The following is a 20,546-nucleotide window of genomic DNA, read 5'->3' on the forward strand; positions in this document are numbered from 1 at the left end:
AATTGACCTAATTCCATGGTTGTGGCACAATATTCTTAGCTAATAGAAGCATGCAATCGGAAATTTTTATGAAGGGAGGGAAGTAAATGCCTGATAATAACTTCGCTGGGGTAGGTGTGTTTCTAGTAGGTGCGATTGCAGTTTCGATAATTATGATGATTATGCCGAAACTGTTGGCACCTAATAAACCACATAAAGAAAAGTTAACGACTTACGAATGTGGTAACGAAACCATCGGAAAAACGTGGCTCGGGTTTAAGAGCAATTATTTTATGTACGCCTTAGTTTTTGCAGCTTTTAGTGTAGAAACGATTTTCTTATATCCTTGGGCCTTAACATTCCAAAAACTGGGGACATTTGCCTTTGTAGAAATGTTCATCTTTATTGTTATCCTCTTAGTTGGTTTCTGGTATGCATGGAAGGAAGGTGCTCTAGAGTGGATGTAGTCTCTGAGAAACGTCTTCGTGAAGAAGAAACATTAATGGAAAAAAATGTATTAGTTACAACTATTGACAAGGCCTTGAACTGGGCAAGAGGCCATTCCTTCTGGCCGGTTACTTTGGGCTTGGCTTGCTGTGCTATTGAAATGATGGCAACTGGTGGACCTCGGTATGACATTTCACGCTTTGGCTATGAGGTTTTCCGTGCTTCACCACGTCAAGCGGATCTCATGATTGTAGCGGGAACCTGTACCCGAAAGATGGCTCCACTATTAAGACGAATCTATGATCAAATGCCTGAGCCAAAATGGGTCATTGCGATGGGAAGCTGTGCAAATGCAGGGGGACCTTTTGTAGATTCCTACTCTATGTTGGCAGGTGTTGATAAGTTTTTACCGGTAGATGTTTACATTCCCGGGTGCCCTCCGAGGCCGGAATCCTTAATTTATGGGCTTTTGCAACTGCAGTATAAAGTTTCAAATCCCGCTAAGGTGAGGTTAATGAGACATGGAAAATAAAAAATTAAGCCGATATGTAGACGAACTTGCCGCTCGGGTTAATGGTGTGGTCGAAGAAAGTCTTGGGGTACTTGTGTTAAAAGTTCAAGCGCCCTATATCATTGAAGTATTAAGGGGGGCTAAAGAATTCCCCTTTGTTCCATGTGATTTTCTGCACGACTTATGTGGAGTTGACTGTGGCGATCATTTCGAGGTTGTCTATCAGCTGTCTAGTCTTCATGGGCCACAGCTTTTACGCGTAAAGGCGATAGTGGATCGTGAAAATCCGGTGATTGATTCTGCAACTCCGGTTTGGGGGGGGGCCAATTATCTGGAACGAGAAGCTTATGACATGTTTGGCATAAAGTTCAAAGGTCATCCCAATTTGAAACGAATTTATATGTGGGATGATTTCGAAGGATATCCACTGCGTAAAGACTACGTGACTGAACCAATTGAGGTTCGAAATATAGTGCGTACACGAATAGAAGGGGAATAGGGGGTAAGGTCATGTCTATTGATAAAACACAAGAACTTGTATTAAACATGGGCCCCCAGCACCCGAGTATGCACGGTTTGTTCCGCATGGTGGTCCATTTAGAAGGAGAAACCGTAACTCATATTGATCCTAAACTCGGGTATTTGCATCGGGGAATGGAGAAACTAGCTGAAAGTCGTACCTACTCTCAGTTTATTCCATATACGGATCGCTTGGATTACTTGGCCTCTCCACATAATAACTGGGCTTACGTACAAGCTGTTGAAAAGCTCATGGGGGTTGAAATTCCGGAACGAGCGGAATACCTGCGAATTATCTTTGGTGAACTTGCCCGAATTGCCAGCCATCAAGTATGTATTGCGAGTACGGCACTTGATATGGCGGGCTGGTCGGCTTGGTCTTATGCTTTCCGTGATCGTGAACGAATTTGCGATATGTACGAAATGACTGCCGGAAGTCGCTTAACCGTCAATATTATGCGAATTGGAGGAATGAGTGCAGAGCCGCCGGAAGAATTTTGGCCTGCTTTACAATCCTTCCTAGATGACACCCCAGAAATGCTGGAAGAATACTATGGCATCTTTTTCGGGAATGAAATTGCCATGGGGCGCTTAAAGAATGTTGGTATCCTGACCAAGGAAATGGCTGAAAACCTTTCAATTACCGGTCCGGTATTACGAGCCTCGGGTGTTGATTTTGATGTGCGAAAAGCAGAACCTTACAGTATCTATGATCGGTTTGACTTTAAGGTTCCGGTTCGGACAGGGTGCGATAGTTATGATCGTACCATAATTCGGATGGATGAGATAGTGGAAAGTATAAAAATTATTAAGCAAGCAGTGCGTGATATCCCAGGCGGTCCAATCATGGCCAAGGTTCCTAAGGTTATCAAACCTCCTGTTGGGGAAGTATATCATCGTGTAGAAAACCCTAAAGGGGAACTAGGATTCTATATCGTCAGTGATGGAACGACCAAACCTTCACGACTTCGTATCAGACCCGCTACATTCATTAACTTACAGATGCTTCCGATAGTAGCTAAAGGATGGAAAATTCAAGATGTTGTCGCTATTTTTGCCACCCTGGATGCTGTATTGGGTGAAGTTGATAAGTAGTAAATTGCGATGAGGGGAGAATAAGATGGAGACTCTAAAATACCTGATGGAGACTCTAAATAATCTGTTTTTGATTATTGCGGAGTTCATCCGTGGTCTTTTTGCGGATCCCCACTCAGTTTGGGCTAATTTAACCATGAATGTCATTAATTTTATCATTGTGGTTATTATTGTTGTCTTAGCTGCTTTAATTTTGATCTTACTTGAACGTAAAGTAGCAGGCTGGACTTCACAAAGGCCAGGGCCCAATCGTCTCGGTCCGCGGGGATGGTTTCAGACTATAGCTGATGCATTAAAACTCATGGGTAAAGAAGATGTTACCCCGGCTGGTGCGGATAAGTTTATCTTTAAGATTGCACCGATGATTATCTTCTGCCTCCCGATGATGACCTTGGCAGTTATACCTTATGGAAGAGGAATGGCGCCAATCGATATTGACTTAGGAATTTTCTATTTTGTAGCGATCTCCTCCATTTCGACCCTATGTTTCTTAATGGCTGGTTGGGGTTCCAACAACAAATACTCCTTATTAGGGGGTATGAGGGCAGTAGCTCAAATGATCAGTTATGAGATCCCTTTACTTTTCTCTTTACTTGGGGTCGTTATGATCACTCAGTCCTTTAATTTAGGGGTTATCGTAGAAGCACAGGGTACGATTCCTTTTATTGTCCTTCAACCTATAGCCTTTGTTATTTTTATGATAGCTGGCTTGGCGGAGCTCAATAGAGCACCCTTTGACCTGGTAGAAGCGGATCAGGAGGTAGTTGCCGGTCCGTTTACAGAGTACACCGGACTCCGTTGGGGATTATTCTTTCTCGGTGAATACGGAAACATGACAGCCATGTCAGCACTTGCTGCGACAGTCTTTTTAGGCGGATGGCAAGGTCCCGGTTTCTTGCCTGGTTATGTTTGGTTCTTTATGAAAGTTGGAGTTATGATTTTCATCATGATGTGGGTTCGCTGGACCTTCCCAAGAATTCGTATTGACCATCTGATGCATTTAGCTTGGAAGGTTTTGTTACCGCTTTCAATAGTAAACATTTTGTTAACGGGTCTGGGGATTTACATCTATCGATTCGTGATGGGAGGGTGACACAGTGTTTGGTAAAGGTTTACTACAAGGTTTAGGCATCACCTTCAAACGCATGGTCGGTCCGAATATCACTGAGTTCTACCCGGAGGAAAAGCCTAATCTTCCGATTCGGGTGCGTAGTTCCATGGGGCTTGAAAAGGATAAGTGCATTTCCTGCAATATGTGCGCTATGGCTTGCCCTAACTCAGTTATCAAATTGACCAGCGAGAAGAATGAAGCTAATAAAAAAGTTCTTAAGACCTATCATATGGACGTAGGTCGTTGCCTGTTCTGTGGTATGTGTGCCGAAGTTTGTCCGACTAAGGCTTTAAAAGTGACTCAAGAATTTGAAAACGCAATATATGAGCCGGAAGACATGCAATGGGATATGATTAAGCGTGCCGAGCGAAAAGGAAAGGTGGAGTGAGCATGGGCACTATCGTTTTCTTTATCTTTGCAATCCTATCGATTGCAGCGGCTTGGATGGTTGTCACCTCCAAAAACATTGTGCACAGCGCGCTTTATCTAGCTCTATCTTTTTCCGGAGTGGCTGTGCTTTATATCTTGATGAATGCAGATTTCCTGGCAGCTGTTCAGTTGTTGATCTACACAGCAGCAGTATCGCTTATGGTCATCTTCGCAGTGATGTTGACCTTGCGTGGAGATATTTGTGAGAGCAATACTGAAAACAAGAGTTGGTTTGCAGGAGCGTTGGTTTCTGGCTTGCTCTTTGTTGTCATTGGGTTAGTAGTTTTTACGAATGCGGATTGGAGAGTTTTGGCTGCACCCTGGACTAGCGGCGGATCAGCTGAGGACTTTTCACTCCTCTTGCTCACTCGGTATATGATTCCTTTTGAAGCAGCAGCCGTACTGCTTACAGTAGCTTTAGTGGGTGCTGTGATCTTGGCGAAGGGAGTGAACGAGAGCAAATGATAGGAAATTTTAGTGTTGGGCTTTCGACCTACCTCTTGGTTGGGGCTATGCTCTTTTGTATCGGACTGTACGGAGTATTTGCCAAGAGAAATATTATTGCTGTTCTCATGTCCATTGAGCTGATGCTAAATGCCGTTAATATCAATTTTATTGCCTTCAATCGATTTATTTGGAACGAAAAGATTGGTGTTAACTATTTGCTGACAGGACACGTAGCGGCACTTTTTGTAATTGTCGTTGCAGCTGCTGAAGTTGCCGTAGGATTGGCATTGATTATTACTATTTATCGCAATCGGCAATCGACTGACGTAGACGATTTAAACTGGTTGAAGTGGTAAGAGAGACTATGGAGAAGGTAGGTGTTCAAGGAAATGCATGATCTCTTTCAGTGGGCGTGGTTAATTCCTTTTTTGCCCTTCTTGTCGTTCCTAATCATCGCCTTTGTCACGAAACGATCCAAAAGACTATCTTCCACAATATCTATTCTCGCTATTCTCTCCTCATTGAGCCTGGCCGTTGCTATTGGGCTAGGTGTGATTCAGTCGGGTGAGAAAATTGTGGAACATCCTGCGATCGTAAATGTGAATTGGCTAAATATTGTGGGTTTACAGATCGATTTTGGAACTATCGTCGATCCTCTAAGCGCCATGATGTTGTTTGTTGTAACCTTGGTAGCATCTATGGTTCAGATCTATTCACTAGGGTATATGCATGGAGATGAAGGCTTTTCACGTTACTATGCATACCAATCCTTGTTTGCATCCTCTATGCTGGGAATGGTGCTGGCCACCAATCTCTTGCAGCTCTTTATTTTCTGGGAACTGGTGGGACTCTGTTCCTACTTGCTGATAGGTTTTTGGTTCTTTAAAGTTTCTGCACGGGAAGCCGCAAAAAAGGCCTTCATAACAACCCGGGTTGGAGATTTTGGTTTGCTTTTAGGGATGCTTTTCCTCTATGTAAAATTTGGCACCCTTGATTTTGTTGCACTTTCGGCAGCGATGAACACAAATATCCAAGATGTTGCAGTCATTGGAACTGCCGGGTATGTAACTGTCATGGCTTTTCTCGTCTTTATGGGTCCCGTTGGGAAGTCCGGACAATTTCCCCTTCATGTTTGGCTTCCTGATGCCATGGAAGGCCCGACACCGGTAAGTGCTTTGATTCATGCTGCAACCATGGTTGTTGCAGGTGTCTATTTAGTAGCGCGAATGTTTTTCCTCTTTGATCATGCTGACCCTATGGCCTTGCAGTTTATAGCAGGCTTGGGAGCTTTCACGGCAATTTTTGCCGCATCAATTGCAATTGCTCAAGATGATATTAAACGTATTTTGGCCTATTCAACCTTAAGTCAACTTGGCTATATGATGTTTGCCTTGGGAGTCGGTTCGCTGACAGCATCTATGTTTCACCTGATGACCCATGCCTTCTTCAAGGCTTTAATGTTCTTAGGTGCCGGTTCCGTTATTTACGCTATGCACCATAAACAGGATATTTGGGAAATGGGCGGACTTTGGAAAAAGATGCCTATCACCGGAACGACCTTTTTCATAGGTGTTTTAGCTATTTCCGGAGTCCCACCTTTTGCAGGATTCTGGTCCAAGGATGAGATTTTAGCTCATGCCCTGCATAATGGTCATCCGATTATCTATGGAGTAGGTCTGTTCACTGCTTTTTTAACCGCATTTTATATGAGCAGATTGTTCTTTGTGGTGTTTATGGGGCCGGAGAAGAAGGAAAACCATCCTCACGAATCACCTTGGAGTATGACAATTCCTTTGATGATTCTAGCTTTCTTCAGTGTTTTCGGTGGATTTGTGGCTTTACCGGAGCATAACTTTGCTTTCTTTATTCACTATGGAACATTCCATCATGAACCGATTGCTTGGGGCTTAGCTGGAATTTCTGTTGTTGCTGGACTTCTAGGTATTGGTTTGGCCTATGCAACCTATATTAAAAAAGCCATTTCGGCTGAGAAGGTGGCTGCTCAATACTCTGGAATCTATAAGCTGCTCAAAAACAAATATTATGTCGATGAGTTATATCTTTGGTTGATTCATCACATCATGGATGGTCTGGCTAAGATCTTGTACTGGTTTGATATCTATATCGTTGATGGAGTTGTCAATGGACTAGCTCTAATTACTCGCGGAAGTGGCAGAGTCCTTCGTCGAACAAATACAGGACAACTACAAACCTACGCTATGGTGTTCTTCTTTGCAGTAGTGATCATATTCATGGTCTTCGCCTTTGGGGAAGGTCAACTGTCGGCGCTTAACCCCTTAGCGACGCTAGGAGGTGTGAAATAATGACTGCTCTACCAACAGTGAGTTCAATGTCAATGCTTCTGCCCTTCACTCTGCTAGCACCATTAGCTGCAATGCTGTTGATTGTTTTCCTGCCTAAGGAAGAAACAAAAACAATCAAAATTGTAGCGGCCATGGGAATGTTAGTATCTTTAGTGCTCTCTCTTTACGCCTTCTTAAACTATCAATGGGAGCCGGGTGGAATGCAGTACACTCTAACCATTCCCTGGATTCCGGATCTGGGTGTGAACTTGGCCTTAGGGGTTGACGGTTTAAGCTTGCCTATGCTTCTTTTAACCAACCTCATTGGTTTCGCTTCCATCTACGCTTCTTGGAATATCGATAAGCGTGTTAAAGAATTTTTCGTACTGTTGCTCATTCTTATTGCCGGAGTAATGGGAACTTTCATTGCCCGCGACCTGTTTATCTTCTTCCTTTTCTATGAAATTGTGGTTATTCCAATTTATATCATGGTTATCATTTGGGGAAGTACGAAGCGGGTTACTAAGGAATACGCCGCCATGAAGTTAACCATTTACTTGTTAATTGGATCTGCCTTCCTGCTTGTGGGAATGGTTGCTCTTTACTTGGCAGCTGGGGCTAACGGTAATCCCACCTTTATGTTTGATCAACTGTCAGCTAGGCAAGATCTCTACAGTCCGGCCTTTCAAAAGGTTGCCTTTGCTTTAATGATTGTTGGTTTTGGATCACTAATCTCCATGTTTCCTTTCCACTCCTGGTCACCTGACGGTTATGCCGGAGCACCTACTGCTGTTAGTATGATTCACGCAGGGGTTCTGAAGAAAATCGGAGGCTATGGTTTAATCCGTTTAGGGATTTATGTCCTTCCTGTCGGAGCAAGCTTTTGGGCGCCTTATATTGCAACCTTAGCGGTAATCAGCGTGCTGTATGCGGCCTTCATCGCTTTAGCCCAAAAAGATCTCAAGTATGTTGTCGGATATTCATCCGTGAGTCATATGGGATATGTTATCATCGCTGTTGCAGCCTTGAACCCCACAGCAGCTACAGGAGCAGTGGGCATGATGTTTGCCCATGGTGTTATGGCAGCGCTGTTCTTTTCCATGATAGGGTTTATTTACGAGAAGACCCATACTCGTAATATTGCCGATCTGGGTGGACTGGCTCATCAGATGCCACGCTTAGCAATTGGGTTCATGATTGCCGGTATGGCCTCCCTGGGATTACCGGGAACTGTAAATTTCATCACAGAGTTTACAATCTTCATGGGAGTTATTAACGTTCTACCCGTACACGCAATCCTGGGTATTGCCGGGATTATCTTCACCGCCGTATACATCTTACGGACGATTGCTAACGTACTCTTTGGGCCGCGCCGTGCGGAATGGGATCATTTAACAGACATTCGAGGCCCAGAACTAGTACCACTAGTGATATTCGGGTTCGTGATCTTCTTTGCAGGAATATTCCCGAATGTTCTGTTGGGTATGATCGATAGCGGAGTTACCTCTTCAGGCCTTGCCAAGGTACTTGAGACGGTGAGTCAGGCGAAGATTGGAGGGTTGTTCTAATGTTCAATATTACTACAGTGCTTACGCCTGAAATTGCGCTGGCCGTGCTATCCTTGAGTTTGTTGGCCATTGGACTGCTGATTCCTGCCGGTGCCCGTAAAGGCATGATGCCTCTCACTGTTTTCTCCTTAATGGGGGTACTTGGCTATACCCTGTATGACTTCTTCTATGGACCGGAAGCAGCTTTCTTAGGCGGGCTTTATATGCACGATCAGTTCGCGGTCTACTTCAAAATCCTGTTCTTAGCTGCGGCACTGCTTGTGGTACTCTCTTCAGGGGGGTATGTGCAGAAATTGCCCAAACATCGGGGAGAGTTCTATTCCTTGCTTTTAATGGCGACTTTAGGCATGATGCTTATGGCCGGAGCAGGCGAACTGATCACCATGTATGTAGGTTTAGAGCTAATGACGATTTCCTTTTACATCCTTGTAGCTTATTTGGCAGAGGATGCACGCTCCTCTGAAGCTGGTGTCAAGTACCTCATTCTCGGTGCCACTTCATCAGCTATACTGCTTTACGGAATCAGTCTCATATACGGCTTAACGGGATCCACAGAACTGTTGGAGATTGCCAGTAAACTTAGTGGAAACCTAACCCCTGCTTCCCTCTTGGCTACGGTTTTCATATTGGCAGGTTTGGGCTTCAAGATCTCTCTTGTACCTTTCCACCTGTGGTCACCGGATATTTATGAAGGTGCCCCGACACCGGTTACAGCTTTCTTGGCTATAGCTTCAAAAGCAGCGGCCTTCGCAGTCCTGATTCGTGTCTACCTATTAACGATGAACAGTCAAACTTTTTCGGCCACAGGACAAACACTCTTATTCGTTCTGGCCGCGATTACAATGATTGTTGGTAACTTAATTGCGATTCCTCAAACCAACATTAAACGCTTATTAGCCTTTTCCAGTATCGCTCAGGCTGGTTATCTAATGGTTGGTATTATTGCCGGGGGAATCTCAGGAATCAAAGGGGTTATCTTCTATGCCATGATTTATGTCTTCGCTAATATGGGGGCCTTTGCGGTAGCAACTCTTGTGGCAGAGAAACAAGGCAGCAGTGAGATCAAGGATTTGGCTGGTTTCTGGCATCGTTCTCCCTTGGCAACCGTTGTCATGACAGCCTCCTTGCTATCTTTAGCGGGAATTCCACCTCTTGCCGGCTTCGTAGGGAAATTCTACCTCTTCTCAGCTGCCATGGACCAAGGAAATGTAGCCATTGCTTATATCGGCTTCGTTATGAGCATGATCTCTGTGTACTATTATCTCTCGGTTGTCAAAGTTATGTTCCTTGCTGAAGGGGACGGCCTGCCAGAGGTTCCAGTGCATGGAGCGATGAAGTTTACGATGGTCTTCACTATGCTGATAACAATTGCCATCGGTCTTTACCCAACTCCTCTTGCTAAGATGGCAATTGCTGCAGCCCAAAGCCTATTTTAATTTAAAAAGTTTATTATAATCATTAAAGAGATTCTCAGTTTTTACTGAGAATCTCTTTTGCAAGGGGTTAAGTTTTATACGTTACAGCTAACTTGACGGCTTTTAGGGGAATATCAAATGTGCCAATTAGTAAAATGACCTATCTGATATTTTCAAGAGAAGCTAACAAGTGCTGGATCTAATGTGCGACAGGCGTTGGGAAAGGAGTTTTTCCTGGTGGAGAGTAAACAATCTCTAGGGAAATCCGGCGAAGAGTTTGCATCTCGTTTCGTAACCGAATCTGGCTTAAGAATAATTGCCCGAAATTATCGATGTCCAAAAGGGGAAATGGATATAATTGCCCGTGATGGAGAAGTACTAGTATTTATAGAAGTTCGAACCCGCCGGTCGTCGTTTCGAGGATGGGGTGAAGAGAGTATTACTCCGAGAAAAGTTCAGCGCATACAGACTGTAGCATCTTATTATCTGCTTCAGCAAGGCTACCCCAACTGGCCATCTATAAGATTCGACGTAATTGCTATTCGATGGATTGGAGACATGCCAGAGATTAATTGGATTAAATCGATATAATACATAGTTTTATCACACAAAATTCACGGATACATGTTAAACTTGAGTTAAGTAGGATATTAAACTACAATCGGTCAACCAAAGGGGAGTAGCAAATTGGATCCGATTTTAATCGTAGATGATGAAGAAAAAATCAGAAGCTTAGTTAGACTATATCTTGAGCGCGAAGGTTTTGTTGTTGACGAGGCGGAGGACGGCCGGATTGCACTGGAAAAATTTCGGGCAGGTAATTATTCACTTTTGATCGTAGACCTTATGATGCCTGATATAGACGGATGGCGTGTTTGTCGTGAGGTTCGAGAAAGCTCTGGACTTCCTATTATTATGCTGACAGCAAGGGGAGAAGAATTTGACAGAGTTCTTGGTCTTGAACTTGGGGCGGATGATTATCTTGTCAAGCCATTTAGCACTAAGGAATTAGTGGCCAGAGTCAAAGCTCTCTTACGACGATCTAGAGGACAACTCCAGCCTGTGTCTTCGGAGATAACGGCAGGTTTACTTTGCATCGATAAGGAGAGGCATCGTGTATGCATTGGTGAGGAGGTTGTTAATTTGACCCCCTTAGAATTTGACTTGCTATATTTCTTGGCCAAGAACAGAGGACGGGTTTTCTCACGGGAGCAGCTTATGGAGACAGTCTGGGGATATGATTTTTATGGGGATGCCCGAACTGTTGATACACATGTCAAAAAACTTAGAGAGAAACTTAACCATCCAAGTGTTAAAGGGATGATAGTTACTGTATGGGGTGTGGGATATAAATTTGATCCTGATCAGGTTCACTAAATGATGATTATGAGAAGGCATCATTCATGGTCGATTTCTATAAAACTATGGTTTGCTATGACGCTATTAATTTTAGCTGTCTTAGGTGGATTAGGGTTTACCCTCACTTGGTTATTTGGAGATTTTTATCTTCAGCAGAAGTTAAATTCCCTGCGCTCGGAAGCTGTAGAAATATCAGCACAGCTGGCTTCCGTCCCAAACTGGAGCGGCCGGCTTAATTTGTTAGAATCTCTTAAGCTTACATCGGGAACTCAATTGGTTCTCCTTGACCCTCAAGGGAATATTATCGTATTGGCAGGATCAATATCCCAGAAAGGTTCCCAGAACACAATAGAATGGTACCCTAAGAGTCTATTGGGAGGATCTCTAAACGGCTTGTCTAGGGATTTGCGCCCATCTGATTTTTTTACCGAGAACTACCTAGATCAGGTGCTGTCAGGTCAAACAATCTCGATCAAAGCCTTGCCTATTAATGGTGGTGCCCAGGCTATGTTGCTGGCTGCCACCCCTGTAGGACTAAACCCCGTTAAAGGAGTCGTGCTCTTAGGGAGCTCTCCAATCCCCATTCAAGAGAGCATTGCAACTTTTAGACGCTTAATTCTCTATGCATCTTTAATAGCGGTTTTCCTGGCTACGGTGGTTAGTTTGATTTTTGCTCAGCATGTTACGCGTCCCCTCGGTTTAATGCAGCGAGGAGCGTCAAGAATGGCCAAAGGAGATTTCTTGCCTATTCAAGGTGTGACGAGTAAAGATGAAATCGGGGAGTTAGCAGAGGCCTTGAATTGGATGGGAGAGAGCCTGAAAAATCATATGGCTTGGCTTTCTCAAGAGAAGAACTTACTTCAGGGAATCGTGGAAAGTATCAGTGATGCTGTCGTAATGTTGAGTATAGACGGCTCAATACTATATGCGAATGATTCTGCTAAGGCTTTATGGCAAGAAAATGAGATAGTAGTTCAGGAACGAAAAACTCAGATTGTAACCATTCTTCAAGCTATGGCAGTACGTGAGAATCAAGCTGAAAATTTCGAAGTAGTTACAATAGGAATTCAAGTGCTACAGATTGTTATGGCGCCGATGTCCGAAAATGAAGGAATTCGGGGGCATGTAGCAGTGCTTAGAGATGTTACAGCTTCTCTAAGGGCAGAAAAAAACCGGCGCGAATTTTTAGCTAGTGTGACACATGAACTAAGGACACCGCTGCATTTAATTCAAGGTTATTTGGAAGCGATCCAAGACGAGGTGATACCAAAAGATCAAAGTGAAGAATATATTGACCTCGTTCTTGAAGAAGCTAAACGATTGGCTCGTTTAGTCCAGGAGTTACAAGAAATTAACTGGCTCGAACGGGGACAGGTTATGCAGCCGACGGCCATAAACATGGAGAACTTTATGTTAGAATTGGATCATCGTTTTCAAGGCAGAGCACAAGAATTGGGTGTCAAACTAGAGGTTTCCAAAGGATTTGGAGAACTGTATGCAGATCAGGATCGTCTCTTACAAGTTTTTATTAATCTTTTAGATAATGCTTTGAGTCATACCCCCAGCGGAAAAACGGTTAGAGTTTTTATGTTGGAAGAGCAAAATGAAATGCGTATGGTAGTCCAAGATGAAGGAGAAGGAATTCCCAAAGAAGCTTTGCCCTACATTTTCGATCGTTTCTTTAGAGTCAATAAAGCTAGGACTCGAAAGGACGGAGGTATGGGGTTAGGTCTGGCTATCGTTCGTCAAATCGTAGAAGCTCATGGAGGCAACGTCCGAGTGGAAAGTGACATGGGAAGAGGGACTGCCTTTTGGATTTCTCTTCCCCGGTTATGATTGAATAAGAATTTGTCCTAGGGGTTGCCATCTAAAGGCAATTAAGCATGTCCCAGAATCGTCACGTCAACGTTTACGATTCTGGGACATGCTGTGAATGAGGTTTTGTTTTTGCCTTCAAATTAGGGTCTATCATTGTACAACAATATTATTCACATACACTAAGGCTGTCTCATAATGAATGTCTGAGGACTCTCATTATGAGACAGCCTTTTTCTAGATAGTATTTGGAATTATATTGCTATAAAGTTATTAATTGTTACTATATATTGAATAGGGAAGGAAAAAACAGAATAATCACGAACTTCTTTATACAAGGAGGAGATCCGTATGTTTGCTGCGGTTTATGGGATGACAGTCCTTGGTTTACAAGCTCATTTGATACGTGTTGAAGTTGACGTAGCGAATGGTCTTCCATGTTTTGACATTGTTGGCTTGCCAAATACAGCTGTTAGAGAGGCTAGAGATCGAGTTCGGTCTGCAATCCGTAACTCAGGCTATCAATTTCCATTTCAGCGGGTAACCGTCAATTTGGCTCCTGCCGATTTACGAAAAGAAGGCGCAGGACTTGATCTCCCGATTGCGATTGGAATTCTAGCTGCAACCCAACAGTGCTTATGTCCTTCAGTAAATCATTATGTTTTTTCCGGTGAATTATCCTTAGAAGGAACTCTCCGTCCTGTACCCGGTGTTTTGACTATGGCCATTACTTTAAATCAAGAGTATTCCCACTTAGACTCTGATGAGGAGAGGAATTCAGAAGGGTTAGCTCTAATAATTCCCCCCGATAATTTAGCTGAAGCACGCTTAGTAAGTGCTGTCGAAACACATTGCTCTTCCACACTGTTGAATATAGTTATGGCGCTTGAAAACAAGATCAACTTTGAGGATGAACCAGTTGGTCATGGTCATCTGAATCAAACTGAAGAAAATACCACCAAACAAATAGACTGGTCTGATATTCATGGACAACAACATGTTAAACGTGCCTTGGAGATAGCTGCGGCGGGTGGTCATAATACAATTCTCATTGGACCACCGGGATCAGGCAAGACTTTACTGGCAAAAGCTTACTCAGGGATACTTCCCCAGTTAAATGAGCAAGAGAGTATTGAGGTTACACAGCTTTATAGTGTTTGTGGGTTGTTAAATACTAATGGTTCTCTAGTGCGAAAACGACCATTTAGGAATCCTCATCATACAGTTACTAAAGCTGGTATGATTGGAGGAGGACGTAAGTTACGCCCGGGTGAGCTTAGCTTGGCAAATCATGGTGTATTGTTTTTAGATGAACTGCCGGAGTTCTCACGTGAAGTTTTAGAGTGCCTCCGGCAACCTCTAGAGGATCGGGAATTAACGATTACTCGGCAATCAGGAAGTATTACTTATCCAGCTCATGTAAGTGTTATAGCCAGCATGAATCCCTGTCCGTGTGGTTATTATGGCGATCAGGGGAAAGTCTGCCAGTGTACGCCTTTTCAAATACAAAACTATAGAGGTAGAATTTCAGGACCGCTTTTAGATCGATTTGACATACATATCGAAGTTCCCAGACTTAGTTTTTCGGAGTTGAGAACTAGCAATAACCAAGTATCTTCTCAAGTGATCAGGGAGCGAGTAATGGCAGCCCGCCAGCTTCAATGGAGTCGCCTGGGATCTACAAAAACCAATGCAGAAATGACTGCCAAAGAGTCTAAAGATCATACTCAACTAACTTCCATTGGTGAGTCACTTTTGCAGAGGATTTTTGATGCTCAATATCTTAGTGGTCGTGCACATGACCGGATTTTAAAAGTTGCACGTACGATTGCTGACCTGGATGGCAAGAGAGAGATTCTTCCAGAGCATTTAGCTGAGTCAATACAGTTGCGTTCATTGGATAAACGAATGTAATAGTCATTAGAAATTGGTACGGGATCAATTGGTTAAAAAACCAAAGAGGACGTTGTGTGAGTTTTTTCGCGCGTCCTCTTTATGTTCGTGTAAGTAACAATCGTCTGTCACTTTCATTTACAGTATTAGTGGATAATTGTCGAACTTTTAAAGTATGTAACGAATTATTGTAGAAATATGTTGTCTAAAATAAGAGGAAAAAAGATAGATTTGTGGAACTATTTAAATAATAAGATTACAAAATGAAAGTCTTTATTAGAAAGTATAATTTTCAAGAAAATGGTTAAGTTTAATGATTTCTGAGAGGAATGACCCAAGATCCGGAGCCCGGGGGGGCGATTTGTCAGAGGCTATTGACAACTTTATTTGCAAGGTTGGTGAAATATGAAAAGCATGGAATACAAATTCACAGACTTTTTCGATCTATCTGAAATCCAGAAGCTGCAGGATCTTTTTTCGGATGCGATGGGTGTAGCTTCACTCATAACGGAACCTGATGGAACCCCCATTACCGAACCCAGTGGCTTTTGTGGTTTATGTAACGAAATAAGAAAGACTGAAATAGGTCTTAGAAATTGCCTTATCTCGGATTCGATCATTGGAAGTCCTAATGAGGAAGGGCCGAATATCAAGCGATGTTTAAGTGGAGGACTGCTTGATGGAGGAGCAAGTATCATTGTTGGTGGTAAACACATTGCTAACTGGTTAATCGGTCAAATCGTTGATGACGAATGTGATATAAACCTAAATAATTATGCGGATTTGATAGGAATTAAGCGGAATATTTATGCAAAAGAATTAGGGCAAGTAAAGCGTATGAGCAAATCCCAGTTTGTAATTATTTGTATCTAAATGCTCAAATGCTTTCTAAATATGCTCTCAAAGGAGTTTCCTTAGAGCATGAAATAGCCAGTAAAATTAATACGGAATTGGAAATTAAAGAGTTAAATAAGGAACTAGAACTAAAAGTAAAAAGAAGAACTACACGACTCGAAGAGCTTAATATAGAGTTGCAAGACAGCAATGCTATGCTAGAAGAAACAAATGCTGTATTGGAAGAAACAAATGCCGAACTTGAAGAGATTAATGCAATGCTTGAAGAAGAAATCGCTAAACGTCAAAGGGCTGAACATGAAATTAGGCTATTAAATGAAGATCTAGAAAATAAGGTAATTGAACGAACAAACCAACTGCAGGATATCAATGCAATCCTTGAAGAGGAGATAATTGAGAAGATAAGAGCTGAAAATGAGTTGAGTCAAGAAAGAGTTTTCACCGATGCCTTATTTGACAGTGCTCAAGGAATGATTTTTCTTTACGATGATAAGCAAAGACTAATTCGATGGAATAAGAAGCATGAGGAGATGACCGGGTATACTTCTGCAGAGTTAGCTCATAAGAGTTTATTAGACTGGTACGAAGGAGACGAGAAGAGCAAGAGTGCTGTTTTAAAAGGAATCAGAATGGTTTCTAAGAATGGCTTTGGAACCGCTGAAGCCAACTTACAAACAAAGGACGGTACAAAAATTCCTATGTACTTTACTGCAAGTACTGTAGTTATCAATGGTAAACAATATTTTGCAGGATTAGGAATTGATACTACAGAGTGGAAGCAGTTAAATGAAAGAGTTAAAAAGTATCAGGTTTTAGCCGAAAAGGCTAATGATGCAATGCTGTTTATCGATAAGGAAGGAAATATTCTCGAAGCTAATGATGCCGCGGTTAAGATCTATGGCTATACATATTCTGAACTCCTCAACTTAAAAATATTTGATTTAAGGCGTATCGATCCCTCAAAAATTGTTGATCAAATGGCTTTGGCGGATAACGAGGGAATTATTTTTGACGCAATTCATTACTTAAAAGATGGAACTCCGATTAATGTTGAAGTAAGTTCACAAGGTACCTACTTAGGTGAAAAAAGAGTTCTTCTCAGTATCGTGAGAGATATCACAGATCGCAAGAAAAAGGAAGATGAAAACCGCTATTTGAGCTATCATGATTCTTTGACTGGTCTTTATAATCGAAGGTTCTATGAAGAAGAAATTAAACGTTTGGATACAGAGCGTAACATTCCAATTTCAATAATTGTAGGGGATGTGAATGGACTTAAACTCTTAAATGATGCATTTGGACATGATAAAGGGGATGAACTCCTGGTAAAAGCAGCTAAGGTGATTCAGCGGGCGTGCAGAGCAGATGATATTGTCGCCCGCTGGGGTGGAGACGAATTTGTTATCCTTTTGCCAAAAACAACGATGGAAGACGCGGAAAGAGTTGTAACAAGAATAAGAGAAAAATATGCCAATATACAAGTAAACTCAATACGTGTCAGTATTTCATTTGGATGGGATACCAAAACAAAATCGGATGAAAGTATATTTAAAGTTCTTAAGAGTGCTGAAGATTCGATGTACAAAAATAAAATTATCGAGAATGAAGGCATGAGAGGAAATACAATTAATACCATCATTAATACCTTACATGAAAAGAACCCTCGGGAGGAACAACACTCCAAAAGAGTCAGTCAAATATGTCAAGATATTGGGAGAGCAATAGGCTTACCCGAAATCGAAGTAAGTGGTCTAAAGATTATAGGCTTGTTGCATGATATAGGGAAAATCGCCATTGAAGAACATATTCTCAATAAACCCGAAAAGCTTACCAAGAACGAGTGGGAACAAATTAAGAAGCATCCTGATATCGGTTATAGAATATTGAGTACTTCCTATGAAATGTTAGAACTAGCCGAAGGTATTTTGGCTCATCATGAACGGTGGGATGGTAAGGGTTATCCAAAAGGGTTAAAAGGTGAAGAAATTCCTAAAGTATCAAGAATCATTGCTCTGGCTGACAGTTATGATGCAATGATAAGTGAACGCCCCTATCGAATAGCTTTAAGTGAGGAAGCTGCCTTACAAGAGATACTTAAGAATTCGGGGACACAGTTTGATCCAGAACTAGCCCGAATATTTACCATGGAATTAGGCGTTAAGCGATGATCAAAAGGTATCTATTCTTGGAAACTTATTTCTTGGATAGATATCTTTGCGTTTTGTTGTAGGTTTTGTTGCTTTTTGCTTGAATGGTGTCGATACGAAAATAAGCGGGAAATCCTAAAAATATCAGACAATAATGTCCAACCCTTTATAAATTACATATATTAACATTAAATAGAGAAAAAGGGAACTAACAAAAATAAATCTCTATTAATTTATTTAGGGAGGATTATAAATGGCCCTCTTAAATTACAACAGAAGTATTCTAACGAATGAAGCTTATACTTCTGCTATCGTACTCGATGATTTTGACCAATTAATTTTACAATTTGGACTCTTTGTTCCTCAATCAACAAATTTTGTCGAACTGCTGACAACGATTGGTTGGACTGTCACCAATGTCACCCCACTGGAACCAGATCAACCGATTATTGCTCTTACCATTCTACAAGATGGCTTAGTTGTTGCCTCAATTAATCAGGAATCAATTGAAGATGGATCAGATACACCTCTGGAGAATTTAAGCACATTTCAAGCTGTCCTAACTAATGTTGCTGCAGGGCATCATGTCTATCAATTATTTGCTCGTAACCTTCAAACTTCTCAAGGGACAATAACAATTATTGGGCCAGCTAATATTTCCGGGAAAGTCATCGGTTAAGCTAAAGAAAGGGGGGGGCAAACTGCTTTATCAAGTCGATTGCTTCACCCTTTTAATAATTTAACAACTAGTTCGTTTATCATAATTCTCTGTATATATGGCAAGGATAATCAAGGTTAAAAAAGTGTATCCTAAGGTTAAAAACAAGAGGTGAGTAATATGTCGTCATTGATTCCTAACGAACCATTTAGTTTGTCTGATCCTTTTTGGAATGAGATGGATCGATTTTTGAAGCAAGGAAAGGAACTATTTACAGAAGGTTTGTATCGTATAGATGTTGAAGAAACCCAACATAAAGTTATTGTAGTCGCAGAAATTCCTGGAATTGAAAAACCGGAGGATCTTAATATTACATTAGATGAAAATCGATTAACAATTCAGGGAGAGGTCAGAAAATCCACTTATGACGGCGATGAAGAGAGTATTTCTCGACATTCGGAAAGGCATTTCGGGAAATTTTCAAGATTGTTAACACTTCCCGTTATGGTTAAAACTGATGGTGCTCATGCCAGTTATAAAAACGGGGTATTAAAACTGAGCTTTTTAAAAGATGCTCACCCGGCAGCACGTAACATAGAAGTAGATTTTCATTAGTCCAGATTTAGAGTCAGAGCCGAGCATTAAATTGCTCGGCTCTGAAAATATTACGTCATGCTTTTTCCGGGCAGATTACGTTCTGCCATTTCAATAGCCATCTTCACCATATTGCCACAATCCCTTGAAGAAACACCGCCAAATCCTTCTTGGTGAAGGGTTCCCGCAAAACCTAACTCTTGAGAAATCTGTTCTTTTAAGGCATCAGACATAATGCTGCTACGACGTCTTGACATAAGGGAATCCTCCTTTCAAAGTGGGGTCAGTTTCTTTCAACATTTATGATGAAAGTACTATTAGTATAACAATATTTCAAAACAGTATGTAGTTAACCTATCAACTATTATTGGAAATTGAGCAATAATTAGGGGCTTGAAATTTAAAATAATTGGGCATGAACACTAGGTACTCTGCTTAGGGTTCATTGGCTTTTTAGAAGAAAAAGGATATAATGTTTAGAAAAAACAGTAATGGAGTGAACCTTTTTGCCATTATTATTTGGAACAGCAGGTGTCCCGCTCTCTTCGAAAGATCGTTCCAGTGAAGGAGGGGTGCGTCGTATACGAGAGTTAAATCTCGACGCCTTAGAGTTAGAGTTTGTCCAGGGAGTACGAATGGGGGAAGAGAAAGCAAGAAAAGTTGGTATGATTGCCCAAGAAAACAATATTGCTTTAAGTTGTCATGCTCCTTACTATATTAATCTAAACTCTCGCGAACCTGAGAAAATTTCGGCAAGCCGGGATCGTATTTTACAAACTGCACGAATTGCAAAAATTTTAGGTGTGCGTAGTGTAGTATTTCATCCAGCTTTCAATCACGATAATTCATCTGAGATAGTCTTAGCGCGAGTAGTTCGTGAACTATCTCTCGTGCGAGAAACCCTTGATGCAGAGGGTAATGAGGTCATCCTTCGTCCAGAAACTACTGGAAAAGGGACACAATTTGGGGATCTGCAAGAAACTATTTTGATCGCTCAAGAAGTACCTGGAGTTTTACCTTGTATTGACTTTGGACATCTTCATGCCCGGTCAAATGGCCGGTACAATTCCTATGACGAATTTTGTGAGATCTTGGATATAACCGCCGAGAGTTTAGGAGATCGGTGGGTAAAGAATGTTCATTTTCACATTTCTGGGATTGAATATGGATTAAAGGGTGAAAAACGCCATCTTCCCCTAAGGGAATCTGATTGCCGGTATGAGGAACTTATCAAAGCCTGTCATAGCTTTGGTGTGGATGGGTTGGCGATCTGCGAGAGCCCCAATTTGGAGGAGGATGCACTCTTATTACAAAAGGTATACACAGTACAATAGAAATCAGAAAAATGTACTTGATAGGACGCCTTAGTATCTATAGAGAGGGATGTTCAGCTTTGGCTGA

Annotated in this window: 19 protein-coding genes and 1 pseudogene; 19 read left to right on the top strand and 1 reads right to left on the bottom strand. The window is 41.9% G+C overall.

The window, feature by feature from the left end; all coding sequences use genetic code 11:
- The first annotated feature begins 86 nt into the window (after positions 1–86).
- From DP73_RS07765 to DP73_RS07850, 18 genes and pseudogenes are all read left to right on the top strand, one after another.
- Positions 87–446: an NADH-quinone oxidoreductase subunit A gene (locus DP73_RS07765; RefSeq protein ID WP_014904469.1), complete on the top strand. Its 360-nt coding sequence runs from the start codon at positions 87–89 to the stop codon at positions 444–446.
- Positions 437–958 carry an NADH-quinone oxidoreductase subunit B gene (locus tag DP73_RS07770; protein ID WP_014904468.1) on the top strand — a complete coding sequence of 174 codons (522 nt, stop codon included), beginning with the start codon at positions 437–439 and terminating at the stop codon, positions 956–958. The genes DP73_RS07765 and DP73_RS07770 overlap by 10 nt, the downstream gene beginning before the upstream one ends.
- The gene (locus DP73_RS07775) at positions 948–1,436 is read left to right on the top strand and encodes an NADH-quinone oxidoreductase subunit C (protein ID WP_034598632.1); all 489 of its coding nucleotides are present in this window, start codon (positions 948–950) and stop codon (positions 1,434–1,436) included. Before DP73_RS07770 ends, DP73_RS07775 begins: the two co-directional genes overlap by 11 nt.
- A gap of 11 nt (positions 1,437–1,447) precedes the next feature.
- Positions 1,448–2,551 carry an NADH-quinone oxidoreductase subunit D gene (locus tag DP73_RS07780; protein ID WP_034598633.1) on the top strand — a complete coding sequence of 368 codons (1,104 nt, stop codon included), beginning with the start codon at positions 1,448–1,450 and terminating at the stop codon, positions 2,549–2,551.
- A 25-nt stretch (positions 2,552–2,576) separates the two neighbouring features.
- The gene (gene nuoH / locus DP73_RS07785) at positions 2,577–3,644 is read left to right on the top strand and encodes an NADH-quinone oxidoreductase subunit NuoH (RefSeq protein ID WP_014904465.1); all 1,068 of its coding nucleotides are present in this window, start codon (positions 2,577–2,579) and stop codon (positions 3,642–3,644) included.
- A gap of 4 nt (positions 3,645–3,648) precedes the next feature.
- Complete coding sequence (locus DP73_RS07790; protein WP_034598634.1) at positions 3,649–4,050, top strand: NADH-quinone oxidoreductase subunit I; 402 nt, start codon at positions 3,649–3,651, stop codon at positions 4,048–4,050.
- A 2-nt stretch (positions 4,051–4,052) separates the two neighbouring features.
- Positions 4,053–4,556 carry an NADH-quinone oxidoreductase subunit J gene (locus tag DP73_RS07795; RefSeq protein ID WP_014904463.1) on the top strand — a complete coding sequence of 168 codons (504 nt, stop codon included), beginning with the start codon at positions 4,053–4,055 and terminating at the stop codon, positions 4,554–4,556.
- Positions 4,553–4,894: an NADH-quinone oxidoreductase subunit NuoK gene (gene nuoK, locus DP73_RS07800; RefSeq protein WP_014904462.1), complete on the top strand. Its 342-nt coding sequence runs from the start codon at positions 4,553–4,555 to the stop codon at positions 4,892–4,894. The genes DP73_RS07795 and nuoK overlap by 4 nt, the downstream gene beginning before the upstream one ends.
- 21 nt (positions 4,895–4,915) lie before the next feature.
- A complete protein-coding gene (gene nuoL / locus DP73_RS07805) occupies positions 4,916–6,862 on the top strand; it encodes an NADH-quinone oxidoreductase subunit L (protein WP_034598635.1) in 1,947 nt (648 codons plus the stop codon).
- A complete protein-coding gene (locus DP73_RS07810) occupies positions 6,862–8,409 on the top strand; it encodes an NADH-quinone oxidoreductase subunit M (RefSeq protein ID WP_034598636.1) in 1,548 nt (515 codons plus the stop codon). The genes nuoL and DP73_RS07810 overlap by 1 nt, the downstream gene beginning before the upstream one ends.
- The gene (locus DP73_RS07815) at positions 8,409–9,845 is read left to right on the top strand and encodes an NADH-quinone oxidoreductase subunit N (protein ID WP_034598638.1); all 1,437 of its coding nucleotides are present in this window, start codon (positions 8,409–8,411) and stop codon (positions 9,843–9,845) included. The genes DP73_RS07810 and DP73_RS07815 overlap by 1 nt, the downstream gene beginning before the upstream one ends.
- A 216-nt stretch (positions 9,846–10,061) precedes the next feature.
- The gene (locus DP73_RS07820) at positions 10,062–10,415 is read left to right on the top strand and encodes a YraN family protein (RefSeq protein ID WP_205623368.1); all 354 of its coding nucleotides are present in this window, start codon (positions 10,062–10,064) and stop codon (positions 10,413–10,415) included.
- Between the two features lie 96 nt (positions 10,416–10,511).
- Positions 10,512–11,201 carry a response regulator transcription factor gene (locus DP73_RS07825; protein WP_034598639.1) on the top strand — a complete coding sequence of 230 codons (690 nt, stop codon included), beginning with the start codon at positions 10,512–10,514 and terminating at the stop codon, positions 11,199–11,201.
- Positions 11,202–13,019, top strand: coding sequence for an ATP-binding protein (locus tag DP73_RS07830; RefSeq protein WP_081962989.1), 1,818 nt, complete (start codon positions 11,202–11,204; stop codon positions 13,017–13,019).
- A 330-nt stretch (positions 13,020–13,349) separates the two neighbouring features.
- The gene (locus tag DP73_RS07835; RefSeq protein WP_034598640.1) at positions 13,350–14,912 is read left to right on the top strand and encodes a YifB family Mg chelatase-like AAA ATPase; all 1,563 of its coding nucleotides are present in this window, start codon (positions 13,350–13,352) and stop codon (positions 14,910–14,912) included.
- Between the two features lie 384 nt (positions 14,913–15,296).
- Positions 15,297–17,914: pseudogene (locus DP73_RS07840) on the top strand (HD domain-containing phosphohydrolase).
- A gap of 232 nt (positions 17,915–18,146) precedes the next feature.
- Entirely contained in the window at positions 18,147–18,572 is a 426-nt protein-coding gene (locus DP73_RS07845; protein ID WP_034598641.1) for a hypothetical protein, read from the top strand.
- A gap of 159 nt (positions 18,573–18,731) precedes the next feature.
- Entirely contained in the window at positions 18,732–19,166 is a 435-nt protein-coding gene (locus DP73_RS07850; protein ID WP_034598643.1) for an Hsp20/alpha crystallin family protein, read from the top strand.
- Between the two features lie 50 nt (positions 19,167–19,216).
- Here DP73_RS07850 and DP73_RS07855 read toward each other — a convergent pair whose 3' ends face one another.
- On the bottom strand, positions 19,217–19,402 hold the full coding sequence (locus DP73_RS07855) for a protein sspF (RefSeq protein WP_014904450.1): 186 nt from the start codon (positions 19,400–19,402) through the stop codon (positions 19,217–19,219).
- A gap of 249 nt (positions 19,403–19,651) precedes the next feature.
- Between DP73_RS07855 and DP73_RS07860 the strand changes: the two genes are divergently transcribed.
- The gene (locus tag DP73_RS07860; protein ID WP_034598645.1) at positions 19,652–20,479 is read left to right on the top strand and encodes a TIM barrel protein; all 828 of its coding nucleotides are present in this window, start codon (positions 19,652–19,654) and stop codon (positions 20,477–20,479) included.
- The last annotated feature ends 67 nt before the right edge of the window (positions 20,480–20,546 follow it).

Source organism: Desulfosporosinus sp. HMP52, assembly GCF_000765145.1.
Classification (GTDB): Bacteria; Bacillota; Desulfitobacteriia; order Desulfitobacteriales; family Desulfitobacteriaceae; genus Desulfosporosinus.

What these genes read in the sequence shown, in the direction of transcription:
- DP73_RS07765 (WP_014904469.1), top strand. Translation starts at nt 87, where the DNA reads ATGCCTGATAATAACTTCGCTGGGGTAGGTGTGTTTCTAGTAGGTGCG.
- DP73_RS07775 (WP_034598632.1), top strand. Translation starts at nt 948, where the DNA reads ATGGAAAATAAAAAATTAAGCCGATATGTAGACGAACTTGCCGCTCGG.
- DP73_RS07780 (WP_034598633.1), top strand. Translation starts at nt 1,448, where the DNA reads ATGTCTATTGATAAAACACAAGAACTTGTATTAAACATGGGCCCCCAG.
- nuoH (WP_014904465.1), top strand. Translation starts at nt 2,577, where the DNA reads ATGGAGACTCTAAAATACCTGATGGAGACTCTAAATAATCTGTTTTTG.
- DP73_RS07795 (WP_014904463.1), top strand. Translation starts at nt 4,053, where the DNA reads ATGGGCACTATCGTTTTCTTTATCTTTGCAATCCTATCGATTGCAGCG.
- nuoK (WP_014904462.1), top strand. Translation starts at nt 4,553, where the DNA reads ATGATAGGAAATTTTAGTGTTGGGCTTTCGACCTACCTCTTGGTTGGG.
- DP73_RS07810 (WP_034598636.1), top strand. Translation starts at nt 6,862, where the DNA reads ATGACTGCTCTACCAACAGTGAGTTCAATGTCAATGCTTCTGCCCTTC.
- DP73_RS07815 (WP_034598638.1), top strand. Translation starts at nt 8,409, where the DNA reads ATGTTCAATATTACTACAGTGCTTACGCCTGAAATTGCGCTGGCCGTG.
- DP73_RS07830 (WP_081962989.1), top strand. Translation starts at nt 11,202, where the DNA reads ATGATGATTATGAGAAGGCATCATTCATGGTCGATTTCTATAAAACTA.
- DP73_RS07835 (WP_034598640.1), top strand. Translation starts at nt 13,350, where the DNA reads ATGTTTGCTGCGGTTTATGGGATGACAGTCCTTGGTTTACAAGCTCAT.
- DP73_RS07845 (WP_034598641.1), top strand. Translation starts at nt 18,147, where the DNA reads ATGGCCCTCTTAAATTACAACAGAAGTATTCTAACGAATGAAGCTTAT.
- DP73_RS07850 (WP_034598643.1), top strand. Translation starts at nt 18,732, where the DNA reads ATGTCGTCATTGATTCCTAACGAACCATTTAGTTTGTCTGATCCTTTT.
- DP73_RS07855 (WP_014904450.1), bottom strand. Translation starts at nt 19,402, where the DNA reads ATGTCAAGACGTCGTAGCAGCATTATGTCTGATGCCTTAAAAGAACAG.